At 64.5% G+C, this 22,057-nt stretch carries 15 protein-coding genes; 14 read left to right on the top strand and 1 reads right to left on the bottom strand.

Annotated elements, in window-relative coordinates; translation table 11 throughout:
- The first annotated feature begins 1,037 nt into the window (after nucleotides 1-1,037).
- The 9 genes from VJS38_RS15810 to VJS38_RS15765 all read left to right on the top strand — a co-directional run bounded on the left by VJS38_RS15810 (nucleotide 1,038) and on the right by VJS38_RS15765 (nucleotide 13,893).
- On the top strand, nucleotides 1,038-2,531 hold the full coding sequence (locus VJS38_RS15810) for a tannase/feruloyl esterase family alpha/beta hydrolase (protein ID WP_324089112.1): 1,494 nt from the start codon (nucleotides 1,038-1,040) through the stop codon (nucleotides 2,529-2,531).
- A gap of 279 nt (nucleotides 2,532-2,810) precedes the next feature.
- Nucleotides 2,811-4,046: an acetyl-CoA C-acetyltransferase gene (locus tag VJS38_RS15800; protein ID WP_324089111.1), complete on the top strand. Its 1,236-nt coding sequence runs from the start codon at nucleotides 2,811-2,813 to the stop codon at nucleotides 4,044-4,046.
- A 92-nt stretch (nucleotides 4,047-4,138) separates the two neighbouring features.
- Complete coding sequence (locus tag VJS38_RS15795) at nucleotides 4,139-5,026, top strand: crotonase/enoyl-CoA hydratase family protein (RefSeq protein WP_324089113.1); 888 nt, start codon at nucleotides 4,139-4,141, stop codon at nucleotides 5,024-5,026.
- 77 nt (nucleotides 5,027-5,103) lie between these two features.
- Nucleotides 5,104-5,880 (top strand): SDR family NAD(P)-dependent oxidoreductase, encoded by a 777-nt coding sequence (locus VJS38_RS15790; protein WP_324089110.1) that lies wholly within the window; start codon nucleotides 5,104-5,106, stop codon nucleotides 5,878-5,880.
- Nucleotides 5,881-6,048: 168 nt separating this feature from the next.
- The gene (locus tag VJS38_RS15785; RefSeq protein ID WP_324089109.1) at nucleotides 6,049-6,687 is read left to right on the top strand and encodes a TetR family transcriptional regulator; all 639 of its coding nucleotides are present in this window, start codon (nucleotides 6,049-6,051) and stop codon (nucleotides 6,685-6,687) included.
- Nucleotides 6,688-6,961: 274 nt separating this feature from the next.
- Entirely contained in the window at nucleotides 6,962-9,319 is a 2,358-nt protein-coding gene (locus tag VJS38_RS15780; RefSeq protein ID WP_324089108.1) for a CoA transferase, read from the top strand.
- Complete coding sequence (locus VJS38_RS15775; protein WP_324089107.1) at nucleotides 9,316-10,113, top strand: crotonase/enoyl-CoA hydratase family protein; 798 nt, start codon at nucleotides 9,316-9,318, stop codon at nucleotides 10,111-10,113. Before VJS38_RS15780 ends, VJS38_RS15775 begins: the two co-directional genes overlap by 4 nt.
- Before the next feature lies 1 nt (nucleotide 10,114).
- Nucleotides 10,115-11,629: an acetyl-CoA acetyltransferase gene (locus VJS38_RS15770; RefSeq protein ID WP_324089106.1), complete on the top strand. Its 1,515-nt coding sequence runs from the start codon at nucleotides 10,115-10,117 to the stop codon at nucleotides 11,627-11,629.
- A gap of 110 nt (nucleotides 11,630-11,739) precedes the next feature.
- Entirely contained in the window at nucleotides 11,740-13,893 is a 2,154-nt protein-coding gene (locus VJS38_RS15765; RefSeq protein ID WP_324089105.1) for a molybdopterin-containing oxidoreductase family protein, read from the top strand.
- A 160-nt stretch (nucleotides 13,894-14,053) separates the two neighbouring features.
- On the opposite strand, the gene VJS38_RS15760 is transcribed toward VJS38_RS15765, so the two are convergent.
- Entirely contained in the window at nucleotides 14,054-15,478 is a 1,425-nt protein-coding gene (locus tag VJS38_RS15760; protein ID WP_324089104.1) for an aldehyde dehydrogenase family protein, read from the bottom strand.
- A gap of 680 nt (nucleotides 15,479-16,158) precedes the next feature.
- On the opposite strand from VJS38_RS15760, the gene VJS38_RS15755 reads away from it, so the two are divergent.
- The 5 genes from VJS38_RS15755 to VJS38_RS15735 all read left to right on the top strand — a co-directional run bounded on the left by VJS38_RS15755 (nucleotide 16,159) and on the right by VJS38_RS15735 (nucleotide 22,007).
- Nucleotides 16,159-16,443 carry a hypothetical protein gene (locus VJS38_RS15755; RefSeq protein ID WP_324089103.1) on the top strand — a complete coding sequence of 95 codons (285 nt, stop codon included), beginning with the start codon at nucleotides 16,159-16,161 and terminating at the stop codon, nucleotides 16,441-16,443.
- Between the two features lie 116 nt (nucleotides 16,444-16,559).
- Nucleotides 16,560-17,837: a cytochrome P450 gene (locus tag VJS38_RS15750; RefSeq protein ID WP_324089102.1), complete on the top strand. Its 1,278-nt coding sequence runs from the start codon at nucleotides 16,560-16,562 to the stop codon at nucleotides 17,835-17,837.
- Nucleotides 17,834-19,435: an acyl-CoA synthetase gene (locus VJS38_RS15745; RefSeq protein ID WP_324089101.1), complete on the top strand. Its 1,602-nt coding sequence runs from the start codon at nucleotides 17,834-17,836 to the stop codon at nucleotides 19,433-19,435. The genes VJS38_RS15750 and VJS38_RS15745 overlap by 4 nt, the downstream gene beginning before the upstream one ends.
- Nucleotides 19,432-20,547, top strand: coding sequence for an NAD(P)-dependent alcohol dehydrogenase (locus tag VJS38_RS15740; RefSeq protein WP_324089100.1), 1,116 nt, complete (start codon nucleotides 19,432-19,434; stop codon nucleotides 20,545-20,547). The genes VJS38_RS15745 and VJS38_RS15740 overlap by 4 nt, the downstream gene beginning before the upstream one ends.
- Nucleotides 20,544-22,007 carry a coniferyl aldehyde dehydrogenase gene (locus VJS38_RS15735; RefSeq protein ID WP_324089099.1) on the top strand — a complete coding sequence of 488 codons (1,464 nt, stop codon included), beginning with the start codon at nucleotides 20,544-20,546 and terminating at the stop codon, nucleotides 22,005-22,007. The genes VJS38_RS15740 and VJS38_RS15735 overlap by 4 nt, the downstream gene beginning before the upstream one ends.
- Nucleotides 22,008-22,057 lie beyond the last annotated feature (50 nt).

Raw genomic sequence — 22,057 nt, 5'->3', positions numbered from 1 at the left:
CTTGAATACCGCAATCCCTTGCGGGCATGCTTTGCCCGGGTGGTATCGGTCCACATGTGTCGCTCCGTCGATGCTTCGCAACACCGACAGAATCACAAGCCTCTGATATCACCCAACTTCTTTTCGGGGCAGACACTTAGGGCGAGCCGAAAAAATTCGAGCAAGTGCGTATGATGACGAGCTTGCGTGTCCCCCAACCCGCAAGAGGCGCCGTGCGCGATCAGGCTCTACCTACCGGTGCGCCGATGCGAACGGCGCCCCCGCGCAGGACAGGCCACCCCGCCCACAGAATGAGGAACAGCTGCAGCGGCCCGCGGATGAGCAGGTACGCCGGACCCTCGCGGTGCGCGAACCTGGACTCCGTCCGGCGTGGCGCCGGCCGGCTTCGAACCCTGGGCTGGCGTCCGGATCGTGGACGCCGACGGCCAGGAACTCGCGGACTCCGCATGGATCAGCGAACCCGACCATTCGGTCGTCCGCGGCAAGCCATTCAATAATCGCTTAAGTACGCTTGCACCCGCTGCGGCGCTGAGCTACGGCTTTGACGAGCCAAAAGCAATGTGCGGGAGAAACGTTATGGCTAGGCGCCGCCGAAGCAACTGCGGCAACTACATCGCCCACGCGCGCTTAGACGCCAGCTAACCCATTGCGACCGTGCCGACCGGTTCCGGCCGTATTTTCAGCACGGAGATCCGGACACCTACTCGCTATCGCTTAGGCGCCGGTTCCAAGCCGCTACGTCCTGATTGCCGAGCCCGCCGCGCGCTTCCGCTGGCGCAATGGTTGGCGCAGCCGGCCACGAAAACTTGCCAAAAAAAACGGAGCGAAGCTTCACAATGCAATCTAGTTGGAACTTTGTCTCCCCCACGGGACCGCTCCAGTGGATTTCGAATAACGATCGGGCGTACTCGCCAGAGATATTGCAACGCTGCTGTCCTTCCCTCCTGCAGAAGGCGATCGACCATCTGGATGGCGCGCGCATCGTATCAGTGACCGTAAACAACTCCGGGCGGCATGTTGAGCCCGCAGGCGAAGCTATGCCGGCAAACATCGAGGCCATCGACGCGCATCGCCCTGGTCATGGCGACCTCGCAGAAACAGGCCTTCCGGAGTTCTGTGACGTTCGCGTGGAGCAATCGGTCGGCGGCCACGTGGTGCTCACCACCGTTTGGGTGCCCCTCGCCTGGAATGGGCGGTTTTTCGGTGTTGGCGGGCAGGGGAACCGCACATCGGCGCCGTGGATCTACCCCTCGGGAGTGCGCATCGCCACGCTGCCGCGCGCTTTGCGCAATGGGTTCGCCGCGGCTGAGACCGACGCGGGGAACAGAGATCCGCGGTTCGCGGACTGGGGCGTCGCTGAGTCAGGAGAACTCGACTGGGAGCTCATCTGCAATTGGGTGCATCGCAGCACCCACGACATGACGCTCATCGGCAAGGCCGTGACAGCCGCGATCCACGGTAAGCCGCCAACCTATTCCTACTTTCAGGGAACCTCCGGCGGCGGTCGCCAGGCCTTGATGCAGGTCCAACGCTACCCAGGCGATTATGATGGTGTCTGGGCGTCCGACCCCGCCATTAATTGGAGCCGGATGATTCCCTCTACGCTCTGGCCCGCGGTGGTTATGAAAGAGCTCGGCGTAGTCACGCCTGCGAAGCTAAGGTTGTTCAGGAGGGCCGCCGTGGTGAGCGCCGGTTCTGCCGCATGTCGCGACGGGTTCATAAGCGTACGCGAACCGGCGCTGCCGGATCCCCATGGGCTGGTCGGGGCTCAGACTGAGGACGGCGAGATCACTGCCGGCGACGCCCTCGTAATGCAGAAAATATGGGAGGGCCCGAGAGCGCCGGCCGGCGAGTTTCTCTGGTTCGGCTTGCGCCCCGGAGCAGAGAGTTGGGGAGATAACCTGTTCGGAAGTGGAGTCGCCATGTCCACAAGGATCAATGGAGACTTCGTCCCAATTCCCTTTGAGATTGGCCGCGCCTATGGTGCCTGGGTGTTCCGGGATCCCAAGTGGGACTGGAGAAAGCTTACTCTTGATAATTTCCACGAGATGGTCGCCATAAGTGTCCGCGACTTCAGCGAGCTCGACACCGACGATCCGGATCTGTCAGGTTTGCGAGAAAGTGGTGGAAAGCTGCTGCTCACGCATGGATTGGACGACGAGGTCATACCGTCGGCGGGAACCCTTCAGTATTATCGAAAGGTTTTAGATGAAATGGGCGGCCTGGCGGAGACGTCATCCTTCGTCCGCCTGTTCCAGGCTCCCGGCGAGGGCCATTCCCACGTCACGGCCGCTGGCCCTGGATTGACTCTCGCCCGGGGAATGGCCGCCCTGATGGAATGGGTGGAGCAACAACGGGCGCCCGATCAGGTCCTTGGCGAGCGATACGATGTCGCTACCGGACGGCTGACGATGAGTCGCCCGGTGTGCGCCTATCCGGGCCGCGCGCAGTACTCCGGCGCGGGAGACCCTTGCGTGGCCGATAATTTCACCTGCGCCGAGGAAACGCCCAGCAGCCTGGATTCCATCTGACGGCGATCGCAGCGCATTGTATCGAGGCGCCGGTGCACCAGAGACCATCCCGGCCGGGCGCTGCCTGCGGGTCGCCAAGTTCTACGATATCGGCGCGGGTCGGAACGGGATCCGCCGTTTCCTGATCGGCGAGCGGATCGGGTCCTGACAGGATGCGCCTCACGCCGGGAGTGGGTGGCTTCGGCATTATATAACTGATTGATGAATCTCCTTTCGGCTGCGAAGATCCTCGTGTAGGCAGGGGCCGGTAACTTGGCGGGCCGATGCGAGGAGATCTTTATGCGTGAAGCTTTCATCATCGACGCTGTCCGCACGCCTCGTGGGACCGGCAAGGTTGACAGGGGCGCTCTCGCCCACATGCATCCCCAACATCTCGCGGCCGCGGTGTTGCAAGCAGTCGCGGATCGCAACGGGCTGAACACCGCTGAAGTCGACGATGTGATCTGGAGCACGAGCATCCAGGTCGACAAACAAGGCGCGGACATCGGTCGCATGGCCGCGCTCGATGCGGGCTACGACAGAAAAGCCAGTGGCGTAACGCTCGACCGGTTCTGCGGTGGCGGCATCACCGCGGTCAATCTGGCCGCCGCCACAATCATGTCGGGCATGGAGGACCTCATCGTCGCGGGCGGCGTAGAGATGATGTCGTACACTGGCAGCCTGCCAGTCACGGGCCCGCCGATGATGGATCGTGGCAATCTGCGCCTAAGGGCGAAAACACCGCAGGCTCACCAGGGCGTTTGTGCCGACGCGATCGCCGCCATGGAGGGAATCACGCGCGCCGACGTTGACGCATTTGGCCTTGAGAGCCAGCGAAAGGCGGCGGTCGCGATCGCCGAAGGTCGTTTCGCCAAGAGCCTCATCCCGGTGCGCGATGATACCGGCGCTCTGGTGCTTGAACAGGATGAACATCCCCGGCCAGAGGCCACGCTGGATGACCTTGGAGCCTTGAAGCCAGCGTTTGCCAAGATCACGGACATTCCGCTCGACGAGCAAGGCGCTACGTACCGCAAGCTTATCCAGGCGGCTTATCCGGGCTTGGAGTGGGAAGCTGTGCATCACGCTGGCAACTCGTCGGGGGTGGTTGACGGCGCCGCCGCGCTGCTCCTGGCGTCTCCGGAGTATGCGGCCAAGCGTGGACTCAAGGCGCGTGCGCGGGTCCTGGCGTTCGCCAACGTAGGTGACTGCCCCACCTTGATGCTCAACGCGCCGGTCCCCGCCGCGAAAAAGGTGCTCGCCAAGGCGGGCCTCACCGCGGACGACATCGACCTCTGGGAGATCAATGAGGCGTTCGCCGTCGTAACCGAGAAGTTCATCCGCGACATGAAGCTCGATCGGTCGAGGGTGAACGTCAATGGCGGGTCGATTGCGCTTGGTCATCCGATCGGCGCGACAGGCGCGATCCTCATCGGGACGGTGCTCGACGAGCTTGAGCGGCGCGACCTTAAGCGTGGACTTGTGACGATGTGCGCCGCCGGCGGCATGGCCCCGGCCGTCATCATCGAGCGGTGCTGATCGCACAGGCGAGGCTTCGCTAGCCGGCGGCCGCCGGCGGCAACTACCAGAACGAGCGCGCGGCGTTGGAGCCGTCTGCGCGAGGAGTCGCCATGACTTACGAAACCATCAAGTACGCTGTCGAGGACGGTATCGCGACGGTCACGCTTGACCGCCCCGGCAAGTTGAACGCCTTCACGGCGCAGATGATGCGCGAGATGATCGACGCGTTCGACGAGGTCGATCGAGACGACAACGTACGCGCGGTCATCGTCACCGGAGCGGGGCGGGCGTTCTGCGCCGGGTCTGATCTGAGCGCGGGCGCTGGAACGTTCGACGCCACCAGCGTCCCCGACGCGCCGTTCGATGCTCAGGGGAAGCCGCTCTACAGCCGCCCGTCCGCCCGGGACGGCGGCGGACTCCTCACGCTGCGGATCTTCCAGTGCCTCAAGCCGGTGATCGGCTGCATCAACGGCGCGGCGGTCGGCATCGGCGCAACGCTGACCCTGGCCATGGACGTGCGGCTGGCGAGCGAGGACGCCCGCTTCGGGTTCGTTTTCGCCCGCCGCGGCATTGTTCCTGAAGCCGCCTCCTCATGGTTCCTGCCGCGGCTCGTCGGCATCTCCCGCGCGCTCGAGTGGTGCTTCAGCGGGCGACTGTTCCCGGCAGAAGAGGCCCGGGAGGCAGGCTTGGTGCGCCAGGTGCTTGCGCCGGATCAGCTCCTGCCGGCCGCCGTCGCCCTCGCCCGGGAGATCGCCGACAACACGGCGCCCGTCTCCGTGGCGCTCACCCGCCAGATGATGTGGCGCGGGCTCGGCATGGCGCACCCGATGGAGGCGCACCGCGTCGACAGTCGCGGGATCCTCTCCAGGGGCCGGAGTCCTGACGCCGCCGAAGGCGTCAACGCCTTCCTCGAAAAGCGCAGCCCCATCTTCCCCGATCGCGTGTCGAGCGACATGCCAGACTACTTCCCGTGGTGGGAAGAGCCTGCTTACCGCTGACCCGCGCGCCAGAGCGAACGCGCCGGGCCGCCGCCGCTATCCGCCCCTAGAACTCAACTTGATCTCAGAGGATGCCAATGAACCTTTCAGGTGTCGCCGCCGTCGTAACGGGTGGCGCTAGCGGTCTTGGAGAAGCCACGGCGCGGGCGCTGGCCGACGCGGGCGTGAAGGTCGCGATCTTCGACTTGAACGACGAGGCGGGCCAGCGGGTCGCCGGCAGTATCGGCGGTGTTTTCTGCCGCGTCGACGTCACCGACGAGGATTCTGTGGACGCCGGCTTTGCGATGGCGCGCGCCGTGCACGGGCAGGAGCGTATCCTCGTCAACTGCGCCGGCGCCGGAGTGGCCGCGAAGACGGCGTCTCGCGGCAAGGACGGCTCGATCAAGCATTTCCCACTCAACGACTTCAACCGCATCATCCAGATCAACCTGGTCGGCACCTTCCGCTGCGTCGCGAAATCCGCAGCCGGTATGCTGACGCTCGAGCCGCAAGAGGATGGCGAGCGGGGCGTGATCATCAATACGGCGTCGGTGGCCGCCGAAGACGGCCAAGTCGGCCAAGCCGCATACTCCGCTTCGAAGGGTGGCATCGTCGGCATGACCTTGCCGGTGGCCCGCGACCTGATGTCTGAGGGCATCCGGGTAAACACCATCCTGCCCGGGATCTTCAACACGCCCCTGATGAACGCCGCGCCCGATGAGGTGAAGTCTGCGCTGGCGGCCAGCGTTCCGTTCCCTAAGCGCTTTGGCGAGCCTCCCGAGTATGCGTCCCTAGCGCTCGAGATGTGCCGCAACAGCTACTTCAATGGCGAGGATGTCCGTCTGGACGGCGCCATTCGCATGCCCCCCCGCTAACCCTAACGCGTGAGCGCGGCGAGCCGCAGGCCTGGCATGGGCCCGCGGTCCTCCTCGTAAGGCGCCGGCCGCCTGCATCCAACGGCTGCGTCCCGCGGTCACCGGGCAGCCCGAGCGATCAAGCGTTTGCCGCTTGGATTAATCAGCCAATCAGAGTAGGGCGCGCGTATGTCAACCGCAGCTAAACCAACTGAGCGGAGCCCGTCGCGCGCCGTCCTGCTTCAAGCGGCCGCAGAGCTGATGATCGAACGCGGGTCGATCGAGATCTCGTTGCAAGAGATTGCGGCGCGATCGGGCCTCAACGCCGCTCTGGTGAAGTACTATTTCGGCGGCAAAAGCGGCCTTATGCTCGCGCTGGCGGAAGACGTCCTCGGGGCCAGTCTGGAACAGATGCGTGGGCTCCTCGCGATGGATTTGTCCGTCGTTGACAAGTTGAGACTTCATATCAAGGGCGTGGTTAACGTCTACTTCCGATTCCCCTTCATCAATCGCCTTATCCACTCCATGTTGCTAGACCCGGACTTGGGTAAGCGGGTCGCGGAGAAGATCTCAAAACCCTTGGCCGAGACCCAACGCTCGTTGCTTCAGGAGGGGATCGACAGCGGCGTCTTCAAGCCGATCAACCCGATGATTTTCTACTTCATCGTGCTTGGTGCGTGCGAAGAGATTTTCTTCAGTCAACATGTTCTGCGGCACGCATTTGGCGTCGACGGGTTGGATGAGCAGTTGAAGCGAGAGTATTCAGACACATTGCTTGATCTGGTGCTCAACGGCTTGCTGGCGAACCCCCCCAAGGCCCGACGTTAGCTGCGGCGGCGGACCGCCGCCCGACTGCGAGCTATTGCGCACAAGACGGTCTCACCCGTGGTTTGTGTTGGCGCACCCACTTTGACGAGACCACTCGGCGCCCACTCTAATTAAACATTCACTTGAAACCGACGACCCGCGGGTTTAGTCCCTAAGCAGGATGTCGTTCGTGACGTTCAGGATCGGTTGCGCGCCCGGGCATCCGGCGGGCCCCACCGGTCGGCTCGCGATCAGATCAGGGTAGCCCTACAGCATGTCGCCCAAAGACCGAGAGATGGCTCTTCCGCTTGCCGGCTCGACGGTCGTCATTGCGGTGGACGGGCCGCTGGGCGACCTCGGGCGCCTCTACTCAAGCCTTGGGGCTCGGGTCGTTCACCTGGATCGCGTATCGGTGCCGGCAGACGTGCATCGACGGCTCGCGCGGGAGCTCGCCCGGGTCGGAGCGGAGTCGATCGAACTTGAGGCGCCACATGCGCTCGAGAGGGCGATCTCGGCTCTGAACGAAGCCGCTCTCCTGATCGAGGATTGGTCGATCCAGCCAGATGGTTGGCCGCAAGCGCTCGCTGCCTGCCGGGAAAACAAGCCGGCCACGCTTACGGTCAGCATGTTCGGCGCAAATACGAGCTACGCGCAATGGCGGGCGACGGACCCGATCCTGAGCGCGCTCTCCGGCCAGCTTAGCCGCTCCGGCATCCGCGGACGCGAGCCGCTGCTGCCTCCGGGGGAAATCTCGCTTCGCTGCGCAATCGCACAGGCCGAATATGCCGGCATGCTCGGGCTCTACGCCGCTGAAGCCTTGCGCCGTCCAATGCGCCTCGACTTCTCGGCGCTCGACGGGAGCGTTCAGGCTCTGGACCCGGGCTACGGGATCGGCGGCAGCGCCACGCTCGGCAAGCCGGCCAAGCTGCTCTCCCGACAAAGGCCGCAAAAAGGGCTGCAGTACCCCTGCTTCCCGTGTGTCGACGGATGGGTGCGCATCTGTCTGCTCGCGTCGCGGCAGTGGCAGGGCATGTTCCGTTGGATGGGAGAGCCTGCCGAATTTGCCGACCCGAAGTTCAACAAGACGATTGTGCGCTACCAGTCGCGTGAACTCTGGCCCGTCATCGGCGCCTTTCTCGCCCCCAAGTCGCGGGCGGAGCTGGAGGACGAGGCTAAAATGTTTGGGGTGCCGCTCGCGGCACTCCTCTCACTGCCGGAATGTCTCGAACAGGACCATCTCCTTGAGCGGCGCGCCATGAGGCGGGTTGAGCTTCCGGGGTTCGGCGAAGCTCCCGTCGTGAACGGCGCTTTGGAGATCGACGGTGTTCGCGCCGAAGCCGGTACGAGCCGGGCGGGCGACAAGGTTCGGCGGCCGGTCGGCCAACCGGGCCCTTCCGCTGCGTTGCGCCCCCTCGAGGGTGTGCGCGTGTTGGACCTCGGCGTCATCGTCGTGGGCGGTGAACAGGGGCGGCTGCTGGCCGATATGGGCGCCGACGTCGTGAAGGTGGAGGCCCTGGCGTTCCCGGACGGAGGTCGCCAATCCTACCTGCCGACCGGTCTATCGGTGAGCTTTGCGGCTGGGCACCGCAATAAGCGGAGCCTTGGACTCAACCTCCGGTCTGACGAGGGTAAGGCGCTGTTCGCCCAGCTGATGGCGAAAGCGGACGTCGTTCTCTCGAATTTCAAGCCTGGCACGATGGAGTCGCTCGGCCTCGGTCACGAAGCGCTGCAGGCGATCAACCCGCGTATCATCACCGTCGAGAGCAGCGCGTTCGGCTCGCACGGCCCCTGGGCGAAGCGAATGGGGTACGGGCCGCTCGTCAGAGCGATCGCCGGCCTGACGCAGGCCTGGCGCTATGCCGATGACGAGCAAGGCTTCGCCGACTCTATCACGGTCTACCCGGACCATGTCGCCGCTCGCCTAGGCGCCAGCGCCATCCTCGCGCTGCTTCGGCGCCGCGCGCGCATCGGCCGTGGCGGCCACATCTCCGTCTCCCAGCTCGAGGTGATGCTGAGTCACTTCGAGCCGGCGATCGGGGCCGCCGCGTTGGGCCTGACCGGGATCGGCGAACACCCGGACGCGCCTTGGGGCGTGTTTCCCGCTGCGGGCGACGATGAGTGGTGCGTCGTCACCGTCAGCAGCGATGAGGAGTGGGCTGCCCTTTCGGCGGCTATCGACAGGCCCGACCTCGCTGCAGATCCGCAGTTGGCAGGTCGCGCCGGCCGCTGTGAGCGCGCGGCCGAGCTGAACGCCGTGGTTGCGGCTTGGCTAGCGTCCATGGACGCCGATCAAGCGATGCGGCGTCTTCAAGGCGCCGGCGTTCCCGCGGCGCGCATGCTGCGCGTCGCCGACCTGCCCGACTTTGGCTACTTCCGCGAACGCGAGCTCTTCAGGGTCGAGCAACACCCGAACCTCGCTGAAGAAATTATCGCTGAGTCTTTCCACGTGAAGTCCAGCGACCTGGCGGCGCCGCCGACGCGTCCGGCTCCGCTTGCTGGCGAACACACCGCAGAAATTGCGCAAGAGTGGCTGGGCCTCAGCGAGGAACAGATCGAGCAGCTGCTGGAGGCAGGCGTGCTTGAGCCCGCGGACGCGGAGATTGTGGCCATGCTCGCGCGGGGCGAGGGGCGTCAGGAGGTCATTGTGAGATGAGCGAAGGTCCAGAGGCCGTCCTGGCCGAACGCCGTGGCCATCTGTTGATCCTGACGATCAATCGTCCGGACGCCCGCAATGCCGTCAATGCAGATGTTCATGTCGGGTTGGGCGAGGGACTCGAGCTGGCAGAGGCCGACCCCGAGATCCGGGCTGTGATCATCACGGGGGCCGGTGAGGCGTTCTGCGCCGGCGCCGACCTAAAGGCTGTGGCCCGGGGCGAGCGGCTTACGCCACGCGATCGGCGTCAGGTGGCCTGGGGTTTCGCTGGAGTCGTCGCCCATCCGATCTCGAAGCCGGTGATAGCGGCCGTGAACGGGATGGCGCTCGGCGGCGGCGCCGAGATTGCCCTTGCCTGCGATCTCATCGTGGCTTCCAAGACAGCGATTTTTGGCCTGCCGGAGGTGAAGCGCGGCATCATCGCTGCAGGCGGCGGTGCGTTTCGACTGGTGCAGCAGATCCCGCCGAAGCTGGCGTTGGAATACTTGCTCACCGGGGACGCCTTTACGGCCGAGCGCGGCCATCAGCTCGGCTTGATCAACCAGGTCGTGGAGCCGGATGAGCTAAGCGCAGCCGCCTTGCAGCTTGCCGAGAAGATCGCCGCCAATGCGCCCCTCGCCGTGCAGGCCTCCAAGCGCGTGGCCTACGGCCTCGCGGAGGGTAAGGCGATCAACGATGCGGGGTGGTGGGCTTCGAGCAACGCCGAGATCCGCGCGGTCATGCGCTCCGAGGACGCACTCGAGGGGCCGCTGGCGTTTGTCGAGAAGCGCCGACCTAACTGGAAGGCGCGCTGAAATGGCGAATAGCGAAGCAGATCCGGAGCGGACGCCGGTCATCATCGGCGTCGGCCAGATCAACGATCGGCCGGCCGAAGGCGCTGTCGGCCTCGACTCTGGCGAGCTCATGCTGGAGGCCTTGCGCCGCGCCGACAAGGACGCCGGCGGGAGCGTGCTCGCCGATGTCGACATGCTGGGCGTTGTCGATCAAATCAGCTTCCCCGAGCTGGGTGAGCTGTGTGCGCCGCTGGCCGCAGCCATCGGTGCTCGGCCGTCGGTGAGTTACCAAAGCCCATCGCCCCATGGCGATACGCCCATTCGTTTACTGAACGGCGCGGCCAACCGGATCGGCGCAGGTGAGATCAAGCTGGCGGCGGTCGTCGGCGGCGAGGCGCTCCGGACGGCGGCGGCGCGAGCGAGAGCGCGCACTCAGGGCGGCGAGAGCATTGACGTGGTCCGGCGCTCGGCCACGCAACGCGAGCCTGGGTACCTGCAGAGCTTTGGACTAGTCGCTCCGGTCGACATCTATCCGCTTTACGAGAACGCGAGCCGAGCCAGCTACGGGCAATCGTTGGCCGAGGCGCAGGCCGAGACCGGCGAAATCTGGTCGCTGTTTTCCCAAGTTGCGGAACGGAATGAGGGCGCCTGGGTGCGCCGGCGCACCAGCCCCGAGGCGATCCTCACCCCGTCGGAGGACAACCGCCCGATAGCGTTTCCCTACAATAAGCTGATGGTGGCCAATAGCTCGGTCAACCAGGGCGCCGGCTTCCTGGTGGCGAGCCTTGCCGAGGCGAGACGTCGCGGCGTGCCAGACGAGCAACTCATCTACGTGGGGCAGGGCGCGGCGGCCAAAGAGCCTGCCAACCTCCTGCGTCGCGACCGCTTCGACCGCAGCGTCAGCATGGATGTCAGCATCCGCGCCACGCTCGCGGCGAATGGCGTGAGCGTGCAGGATCTCGACCTGGTCGAGCTCTACAGCTGTTTCCCGTGTGTGCCGAAGATGGCGCGGCGAACCCTTGGCTGGCCAGCAGACCGACCGGCTAGCGTTTTCGGCGGCTTGACGTTCGGCGGCGGCCCTATCGGCAATTACATGGGCCATGCTGTGGTCTCGATGGTTACCGCCCTGCGCGAGCGGGGCCGCTTCGGCTTCCTGTTCGCGAACGGCGGGTTCGCCACCGACAATCACTGCATCCTGATCGGGCGCGAGGCCATCGCGGGCGCCAGGTTCCCGCAGGACTTCGATCGCCAGGCTGAAGCCGATGCGGCCCGCGGGCCGGCGCCAGACCTCGACAAGGCGTACGTCGGCCCAGGCCGGATAGAAACTTACACGGTCTTCTATGGCCGCAACGGCTCGGCCCGCGGCGGCGTCGTCATCGCGCGAACGCCCGCGGGCGCGCGCACCTTGGCGCACATCGACGTGCGTGACCCCGTTGCGCTTAGCTACTTCACAGATGGGCTCCTAGAGCCAGTCGGCCAAGCCGGAGCCATCGTCGAACACCCGGAGCTCGGCCGTACCTGGACGCTTCCGCATTGAGCGGAAGCTGACGGCGCGCAGCTGCGTAAGAAGACGGCGCGCGGAAATGCTGAAGCAGACCAGCGCCACCAGACTTGCGCTGCTCGCGAGGTATTAGGAGGAGATACGCCATGTCGGATGAGACCTCTACTCGTCAAGTGTTCAGCTATTGCCGCGGCTGCGTTTCCTACTGCGGTCTGAAGTTTGAAGTCGCCGGCAACGAGATCCTGTCCCACGGCGGCAACCGCGATCACGTGAGCAGCGCTGGTTACAAGTGCATCAAGGCCGACATGTCGGTCGAGGTCATCCAGGGCAAGGAGCGGCGCTTCGCCTCGGCGATGAAGCGCGATGCGTCCGGTCAGTTGAGCCCGATCGATAAGCACCTGGCGCTGGACGAGATCGCTGAGAAGATCCGGCGCTCGATCGAGCAGCATGGTCCGAGCTCGGTGGCGCTCTATATCGGTACGGCCGGTTACCGTAAGTCGTTCAATCTCTCGATGGCCAAGCAGTTCATGGGAAAGATCGGCTCCCCATCTGTCTTCTCCACGATGACAATCGACCAGTCGGCCCATTGGGTGGTCGATGGCCGAATGGGAGTATTCGCGAGCGGAAAGCCGCAGCTCGGTGATATCGATCTCGTTATACTGTCCGGCACGAACCCAGTGATTTCTCGCGGCGGTCCTTATCACGTCGTACCGACTGTGAATCACATCCCGCAGCTGCAGGAATATCGGAAGCGCGGCGGCAAGATGATCATCGTCGATCCCCGGGCCACCGAGACCTCGCGGATAGCGGACCTGTACATTCAACCACGACCAGGGTTCGATACTGAAATCTTTGCGGCGCTGATCCGCCTAGTGCTTCAGAACGGCTACGAAAGCCAGGCGTTCTGCAATCGCTACGTCATGAACCTTGAGGCCCTCCGCGCGGCGGTCGAGCCATTTACCCCCGACATGGTCGCTGAGCGCGCCGGCATCACCGCCGTCGAGCTTCACGAAGCCGCCCGGATGATCGGAGCCGCACGCCGTTTGTCGATGGGCTTTGGCACCGGAACGTCCATGTCTCCAAACCCGAACACGGCGGCGCATATGATCGAAGGCCTGAACGCCATCTGCGGCGGATTTGTTCGCGCGGGTGACGTTTACAGGAACGCGGGCGTTTACTCCGCCAAGCCTAGGGTCGAGACGGTCATTCCTCCCAGCCGTTCTTGGGAGACCGGGCCGAAGATCGGCAACAACTTCGGCGCCATTTATGGCGAATTCCCATCCTCGCGGATTCCAGATGAGATTCTGACGCCTGGTCCCACGCAAATCCGGACTCTCATCGTCCTGGGCGCTAACCCGATGATGGCGTTTGGCCAGCCGGAGCGCATGCGTGAGGCGCTGGGGGCGCTGGACTGCCTGGTGGTAATCGAGCCCCGGTCGACGGAGACGACGGAGCTGGCGCATTACGTCATCGCGCCGCCGCTCCAGTATGAAGTGGCGGACATCAACCTGCTGATCGCCGAGTGGGCCTATATCCCCTACATCCAGTACACGGATCCTGTGGTGCAGCCGCCGCCTGGGTTGATGGAAGAATGGAAGATCTTCAATGGTCTGGCCAATCGACTTGGCCACACCATAACGCTCTCGCCCTACACCTTCGGCTCCGCCGGCGACGCAAGCGCTGGCACGGAGCTGACCATGGATCGTACTTGGCGAACGGAAGAGCTGATCGAAATCACTCTGGCCGGGGTCGGAACCAGCATCGCTGAATTGCGGAATCACCCGAATGGGTTGAAGCGTCACGGCGACGTGGTGCGCGTCTTCGCGCCTGAGGTCGACGATGGGGCGCGGCTCGACGCCTGCCCGGAGGATGTCCGCCAGGAACTCGCCGTGATCGCGCAGACATCGACCGATGGCTCCCCGCGCCGCTATCGTCTGGTGGGCCGTCGCATCACGGAGCTGATGAACAGCGAGTTCCGCAACTCCGAGCGGTTGATCAACCGCTTTGATGGGGCAGCGCCGCTTTATGTGAATCCGGAAGACATGGCGGCGGAAGGCTTGGAGCCCGGGCAGGCGGCGACGATCACCGGTGATCACGGCAAGATTACCGCGCGTGTGCGACCGGATCCGACGCTGCGGCGCGGTGTTGTGGCGATGCCGCACTGTTGGAACGGCGTCGCTGACGCAGGCTCGGCGGCCGACCATACGTCGTGGCTAGTGTCGCTGGCGCTGAAGGACGTCCAGCCGATCGACGGCATGCCTCAGCAGTCAAGTCTTCCGGTCGACCTGACTCCCGCCTGACGTCGGCCGCCGTCGTTGCGCGAACCACGCCGCTTGACGCCCACCTTGCGGCGGCGACGAACGGCCTGACCGACGGCTTCGGCCGCAAGGTGAGCTACCGACGCCTGTCGGTCACCGACCGCTTGAGCAGGCGGATTGGCTGGGCGCCAGCCTCTGATGATCAACAGTTGGCAGTCTTCGGAATGAAGATCGTCTTCGACTGCGTGAACTCCAGCAGGCCGGCACGACCATTCTCGACGCCGAAACCCGACTGCTTGGCGCCCGCGAACGGGATGTGCGGCGCGGTTTGAAGGTTCTGATTGATCCAAACTGTCCCGGTTTCCAGGCGGCCTGCAATCTCTACCGCACGCTGGACATCCTTACTCCAGACCGCCCCGGCGAGGCCGTAGGGGCTGTCGTTCGCGCGGGCGATTGCGTCTTCAACGTCGCTGAATTTAAGCAGCGGGAGCACAGGGCCGAAGGCTTCCTCCTCCACGACCCGCGCGGTTTCGGGCGGGTTGTCTACCAGGATGATAGGGATGAAGTAGCCGCCCTGAGGCGCCTCGGCGCCTTGCAACAGGGTCAGGCCCGCGTTGCGGGCCTCGTCGATCAAAGCGAGGACCTTGCGATACTGCGGCTCGTTCTGCACGGGCCCAAACATCACCCCTTGCTGCGCGCCGTCCCCGATCGGCGCGGCGCGGGCAATGGCATGCAGCCGGTCGCGGAGGGCGTCGTAGATGTCTTCATGAATATACAGCCGCTTGGTTGCGATGCAGATCTGGGCGCTGTTGAAGAAGGCGCCGTTGAAGATCTGCTGTGCGACCGCATCCACATCGACGTCGGGCATGACGATCGCCGCGTCATTGCCGCCGAGCTCCAAGGTAAGTCGCTTCAGGTCCCTGGCGGCCGCGGCCATGACCTTCTTTCCGGTCTCCGTCGAGCCGGTGAAGGAGATCTTCTGAATGCCCGGGTGTGCGGTCATCATCGGTCCCAGCGCGTCGTCGCCGCTCACCACGTTGAAAACGCCAGGCGGCAGGAGATCGCGCGAGAGCTCGCCCAGCTTCAAGGCGCAAAGCGGCGTGAAGGGCGAGGGCTTCAACACCATGGTGTTGCCCGCGAGAAGCGCCGGAGCGATTTTCCACATCGCAAGCAGCACCGGGAAGTTCCACGGGACGATCGCGCCCACGACGCCGATCGGCTCGTGATGCAGTTCGACCCGACGCTCGGCGGTCTCCTCCACGATCTCCGGACCGAAGTCCTGGCCAGCCACGCCTGCGAGCCAAGCTGCCGATAGCTGGATTTCGCTTCGGGCAAAGGCCAGCGGGCGGCCCTGCTCGCGCGTGAAAAGGCTGGAAAGCTCTTCGACGTGGTCACGTATGGCGTCTGCGAACGCCATCAGCCGCTGACGCCGACCCTCCACGCCCAACGTCTTCCAAGCAGGAAGCGCTCGTTGAGCCGCGGCGACGGCTGCATTCAGATTGTCTTCCCCCGCGCGTGGCGCGGAGGCGAAATCCGTTCCGGTAGCCGGGTTGCGCACCGGGACCGTCTGTGCCGCCCGCACGGCGACGCCATCGATGGTCATGCTGAAGTCGCTGAAGAAGTCCAAGGCGTCACCTCTGGCAGGGGCGCACCCTACCCTGGGCGCGCGAGCGACCAACCCTACACCAAGGCTCTTCAAGCGGACAATCAACTCCCGGCCGTGAGATTAATCGAGTAGTGAAGTCGCTGCCAGACTGTCTTGGTTTAGGCGTATGGGTTGAACTCGTCCCGTCCGAGCCGGTCGAGTTTGGGCAGGGAGTTGTTCGCCACACCGGTCGCCATCGATGCTGCCCCGGGCTTCACGCGTAGAGGCTCACTCACGGACGCAACCGCTCTGTCTTCGCTGCGCCTTTGAGCTCCGTCGGCGGGCGCGCAAGGAAAAATTCCTCCGCCCAATATAATTAAACAACCAATTATCATTGGTCCAGATGCTGCCGGATAGAAGGGTGAGCGCCAGCCCGAGCCCGCAGCTCCATCCGGTTCTGCGGGATCAAAAAAAGAGAAAGCTGAAGCGCGCGAATTACTTTTGATCGTGCGCACGGGGCGTCTCTTTTGCCATAAAGTACTGAAAAGATAACGTGAGTGGTCGGGCATGAGGCGGGGCGGCCACCCATTCTATTTTGTGGATGCCGCTTCCGCGCCGACGCCGCGGGCTTCCAGCGGTACAGGTGGACCAAACGTGTCTCTGTGCGGGCTTGGCGAAACCAAACCGAGCGTTTAAGTTCTCGATTAAGGAGGGACCCCGGAATGCGCTGCGACGCCATCATTACCGGCGCAACGGCCATTGATGCGCCGGGCTTCCGGGCCGACGATCTCGAGGAGCTCTTCTGCGACATGGAGAAGCTCGATATCGTCCACGACATGCCGACATGTGACTGGCCGCCGCGGAGGGCTTGTGCGGGCGGTTATGCGCAAATCCTGGTGAACGGCGCGACCACCTGCATTGCGGACAAGTTCACCGGCGCGACACCCGGTCGGCTGCTGCAAGTCACGTCCAACATCAGCGCCCTTGGCGCATTGGCGGCCGAATGACTCGGCGGCCGCCGTCTTTCTCCGCGAGGCGACGCCTACGGGGATGGCGGCGGCGAGCCGCGCAGGACGACAGACCGGCCGCGCCCATTCATGAGAATTCCTAAGGGAGCCTCGCTTTGATCAGCCTTGATGCCGAAATGTCGGCGCCCGGTCGGCCGCACTCGATTGGCGACCAGATCGTCTCCACCAAGCTTTATTCTACACCCGGCGCCTACCACAAGCTCTTCGACCAGGTGCGGCGGGAATCGCCTGTCGTATGGGTCGAGCCGGAAGGCTTTGCTCCGTTCTGGGTGGTCAGCAAGCACGCTGACATCCAGGAAGTGGAGCTCGCGAAAGACATCTTCATCAACGCGCCTCGCAGCATGCTGCGCAGCCGCGCCGTGGAGGACCAAGTGCGCGCCGCCACAGGCGGACGGCCCTTGCTGCTTCGCCACCTCGCCAACATGGACGGCGAAGTGCACATGAACCATCGCCTTCTGACGCAGGGCTGGTTCATGCCGAACCGGCTGAAGGCGCTCGACGGGGCGCTTCGCGGCTATGCGCGCGAATACATCGACACTGCTCTCGCCAACGGCGGGGAGTGCGATTTCGTTCGCGACGTAGCGAGCTGGTATCCGCTACGCGTGATCATGCACATCTTGGGCGTGCCGGAGAGCGACGAGCCGCTCATGCTGCGCCTCACGCAGCAGATCTTTGGACCCGACGACCCGGACGTTAAGACAGAGACGAACACGGATGTGGTCGCCACCGTCCGCAGCTTCTTTGACTACTTCCGCAATTTGACCGCTGAGCGGCGGCAGTCGCCCCGCGACGATATCGCCACCATCATTGCGCAGGCGCAGATCGATGGGCAACCAATCGGTGAGCTGGAGGCGCTCTCCTATTACATCCTGGTCGCGACGGCCGGACATGACACGACGAGCTCGACCCTGGCCGGCGGCCTGCTGGCGTTGATCCAGCATCCCGACCAGCTCGCCCGACTGCGTGACCAACCTGAGCTTTTCGGGGGCGCGATCGAAGAGATGCTGCGCTGGGTTAGCCCCGTGACGCACTTCTTTCGCACGTCGACCCAGGACTACGAACTGCGTGGGCGCCAGATCCGCGCGGGCGAGTCGCTGATGATGTGCTACCCGTCGGCCAACCGCGACGAGGACGTATTCGAGGACCCGTACCGGTTCGACATCACCCGAAGCGCCGGCCGCCAGCTCACCTTCGGCTTCGGACCACATGTCTGCCTCGGTCAGCATCTCGCCAAGCTCGAGCTTCGCGTGTTCTTCGAGGAGCTGCTGCGGCAGATCGAGTCGGTCGAGCTCATCGACGAACCGAAGTGGGTGGAATCCAACTTCGTTGGCGGGCTCAAGCGGCTACCGGTCCGCTTCAGCGTCGCCACGTGACCTTCGATCACCACGCAGGCGCCCGCATGCATCCATCAATCCACGCCCAAGAGAAGCCCGATGCTCCCGCAGTGATCATGTCGCGCACCGGGCAGGTGGTGACCTATCGCGAGCTCGACGGGCGCTCGAACCAGGTCGCCCACCTGTTTCGCGGCCGTGGCCTTCAGCGCGGCGACTCCGTCGCCGTCTTGATGGAGAACCTCTCGACCTATTTCGAGATCGCCTGGGCGGCGCAGCGATCTGGGCTTTACCTCGTCGGCGTGTCGTCCAAGCTGACCGCCGACGAGGTGGCGTATATCCTCGCCGACAGCGAAGCCAAGCTTCTGGTCACCTCTGAAAAGCTGAAGGAGGTGGCGCAAGCGGCTGCGGCTGCCCGCAGCGTGCAGGTGCTCGCCGCGGCCCCGGACGGGCTCAGCGGCGAGTTCGATCGTCTGCGAAGCACCCTTCCGGACGCGCGTATCGCCGACGAGAGTTCGGGCGCCGACATGCTTTATTCGTCGGGAACCACGGGTCGTCCCAAAGGCGTGCGGCCGCCCCTGCCCGAAGAGCCGATAGACGCGTCCACGCGGATCACCGCACAGGCCAAGCATCGCTACGGGATGACGGATCACACGGTCTATCTGTCACCCGCGCCCTTGTACCACGCCGCCCCGCTGCGCTGGTGCATGGCCGTGCAGCGGCTGGGCGGCGCCGTGGTCGTGGCTGAGCAAGCTGACTCCGAAGAGCTGCTGTCGCTGATCGAGCGCTATCGGGTCACGCACGCGCAGTTCGTGCCGACGCATTTCGTGCGCATGTTGCGGCTGCCGGAGGCGGTTCGGGAAAAGTATGACCTGAGCTCCCTTGTCGCCGTCTTCCACGCTGCAGCCCCGTGCCCTGTTCCGGTGAAGGAGCAGATGCTCGCCTGGTGGGGGCCCATCATCCACGAATACTACGCCGGCTCCGAAGGCAACGGGATCACCTGCGCCTCGCCCGATGAGTGGCTGAGCCACAAGGGCACGGTGGGGCGCGCCTTCAATTGCGACGTGAAGATCTGCGGTGATGATGGGGAGCCGCTGGCGGCCGGTGAAACCGGTCTCGTCTATTTCGCCAATGGGCCATGTTTCGCCTACCACAACGATCCGGAGAAGACCGCGGCAGCCTACAACCAGTACGGCTGGTCGACGCTCGGGGATGTTGGTCGCCTGGATGAGGATGGGTTTCTTTATCTGACCGACCGCAAGAGCTTCATGATCATCTCGGGCGGGGTGAACATCTACCCGCAGGAGATCGAGAACCTCCTGCTTGAGCATCCCGAGATCGGCGATGTCGCGGTGGTCGGCGCCCCGGATCCCGAGTTCGGAGAAAACGTCGTGGCGGTCGTCGAGCCCCTCAGATGGCCCGATGATCCTAGCGCCACCGCCGAGCAGATCCTCGCTTGGGCGAAATCACGTCTCAGCCCCATCAAGACGCCGAAGAGAGTCGATTTCATCCGCACCCTCCCGAGGACGCCGACCGGCAAGCTCCTGAAGCGGTTGGTGCGTGACGCCTACTGGCAACAGAACGACGACATCGCTCCGCAGATCATCCCTGGGTTTAAGCGAACTAAGGAGCGTACATGACGACGGACACCGCTGTTCTCGCCGCAGTAGCCCGTGAGCCGAACGGTCCGTTCAGCCTGGAGCATCTGACGCTCGCAGCCCCCGAGGCGGACGAGGTCCTCGTGCGCGTCGCCGGGGTGGGGGTCTGCCACACCGATCTCGTCGCTCGCGACCAGATTATCCCGGTCCCGTTGCCGGCGGTGCTGGGCCATGAAGGGGCTGGCGTCGTCGAGCGCGTCGGGCGCAATGTGACCGCTGTCCAGCCTGGCGATCGCGTCGTCTTGAGTTTCCTTTACTGCGAAAGCTGCCGGCCCTGCTCCGAGCATGCTTACCCCTACTGCGACCATTTCGGTGTGCTGAACTTCTCGGGCCGGCGGTCGGATGGGCGCACGGCGCTGCGCTCGGAAGCCGGTCCGGTGCACAGCCACTTCTTTGGCCAGTCGTCATTCGCGACCTTCGCGCTCGCTCATCGGCGCAACGTCGTGAAGGTTGAAAGCGAGCTGCCGATCGAACTGCTGGGGCCGCTGGGCTGCGGGGTGCAGACTGGCGCAGGCGCAGTTTTGCGCTCGCTCGATTGCCAGCCCGGCTCGTCGATCGCCATCTTCGGAGCTGGGGCGGTCGGGATGAGCGCGGTCATGGCCGCGAAGGTGCGTCGCTGTAATCCGGTGATCGTCATTGAGCCGGTCGCGGCTCGGCGGACGCTCGCACTCGAACTCGGCGCCACCCATGCGGTCGATCCCGCCGAGGGCGACGTCGGCGAGGCGATCCGGCGGATTGTGCGCGACGGCGTACGCTACAGTCTCGATCTGAGCGGTGTCCCGTCAGTCATCGAGACCGCCATCACCAGCCTGGCCAAGCGCGGCGTTTGCGCCCTGACGGGATCGCCGCAGAAGCCGGGGGAGACATTCGCCATTCGCAGCGGGCTGTTCGTCACCATGGGCGCCAAGGTGGTCGGCGTGATGGAAGGCGACAGTGATCCGCATGAGTTCATCCCTGAGCTTCTGGCGCTGCAGGCGGCTGGATCCTTCCCCTTTGAGCGGATGATCAGGACCTACCAGCTTTCCGAGATCAACGAGGCTGTCGCTGACCACAAGAGCGGCAAGGTCGTCAAACCGGTCCTGGTGATGCCATGAGTGCAAGCCCCGCCGCCGCCGCGCGGGCTGCGCCAGCGCGACTGGAGCTCGAAGCTCTAGTCGCGGCTCAAAAGTCAGCACAGCTAGCGGAGAACTCGCCGTCAGCGGAGCTGCGTATAGATCGGATCGACCGGTGCATCGCGCTGCTTAAGGAGAACTCAGCCGCCTTGGAGGCGGCGATCGACCAGGATTTCAACGGTCGCTCTCTGCACGCCTCGGCGCTCACTGACATCATGACGCCCGTCGCAGCCCTGCAGCATGCCCGCAAGCACCTGCGCGCGTGGATGAAACCCGAGCGCCGACGCGTTGATCCGCCGATTCTGGCCCTGTTCGGGGCCAAAGCGCTGGTTTGCTATCAGCCCAAGGGCAGCGTCGGGATCGTCTCCCCCTGGAATTTCCCAGTCGGTCTGATCTTCTCACCCCTGGCGGGTGTGTTTGCGTCCGGCAATCGCGCGTTGGTCAAGCCTTCGGAGTACACCCCGCGCACGGCGGACCTGGTCCAGCGCCTCATCGAGCGTCGGTTTCCGCTGGATGAACTTGCGGTCGTGACTGGCGGGCCTGAGGTCGGCGCCGCCTTCACTCGCTTACCGTTCGATCACCTGATATTCACGGGCGCGGGCGCTGTCGCCAAGCACGTGATGCGGGCCGCCGCTGAGAACCTGGTCCCCGTCACCCTGGAACTCGGGGGCAAGAGCCCGGTCGTGGTGGGCCGCGACGCTGACATGGCGCTCGCCGCGAACCGCATCATGGCCGGAAAGATTCTCAACGCGGGCCAGATCTGCCTCGCGCCCGACCACGTCTTCGTGCCGCAGGGCGTGCAGGAGGCGTTTGTCGCCGCCTCCCGTGCGGCCGTCACAAGCATGCTGCCGACGCTGCGCGAGAACGCGGACTACACGTCCATCATCAACGATCGCCACTTCGCGCGCCTGCGCGGCTACCTGGCCGATGCGGAGAGCAAAGGGGCGACGCTGGTGGAGCTCAATCCGGCGGGGGAAGATCTTACGACGAGCAATGGCCGGAAAATTGCGCCGACGCTGATCCTCAACGCAACGCGGGACATGGCCGTGATGCAGGAGGAGATCTTCGGTCCCTTGTTGCCGGTGATGCAATACGACCGTCTGGTAGACGTCGTCGAGGAGATCAACGCTTACGAGCGACCACTGGCGCTGTACTACTTTGGGCGGAACGACGCCGAGCTTCAAATGCTGACGGACCGGACGACCTCCGGCGGCGTCTGCGTGAACGACGTCATTATGCACTGCGCACAGGAGAACCTGCCCTTCGGCGGCGTTGGTCCGTCCGGAATGGGCGTCTACCACGGTCGAGACGGCTTCATCGAGTTCAGCCATCGCAAAGCTATCTACCACCAGATCAAGTCGGACGTGGGCCCTCTCAAGCTGTTGCGTCCGCCGTACAGCGACGCGGTTCGCAAACTGATCAGGCAGACGATCGGCGCCTGATCGCGGAGTTGGCCCCGCCGCCGACCCGGTGCAGCCTTTGGCATTGGCCG

It is taken from the genome of Phenylobacterium sp., assembly GCF_035276905.1.
GTDB lineage: Bacteria > Pseudomonadota > Alphaproteobacteria > Caulobacterales > Caulobacteraceae > Phenylobacterium.
This window is presented reverse-complemented; position numbering and strand designations above follow the sequence as displayed.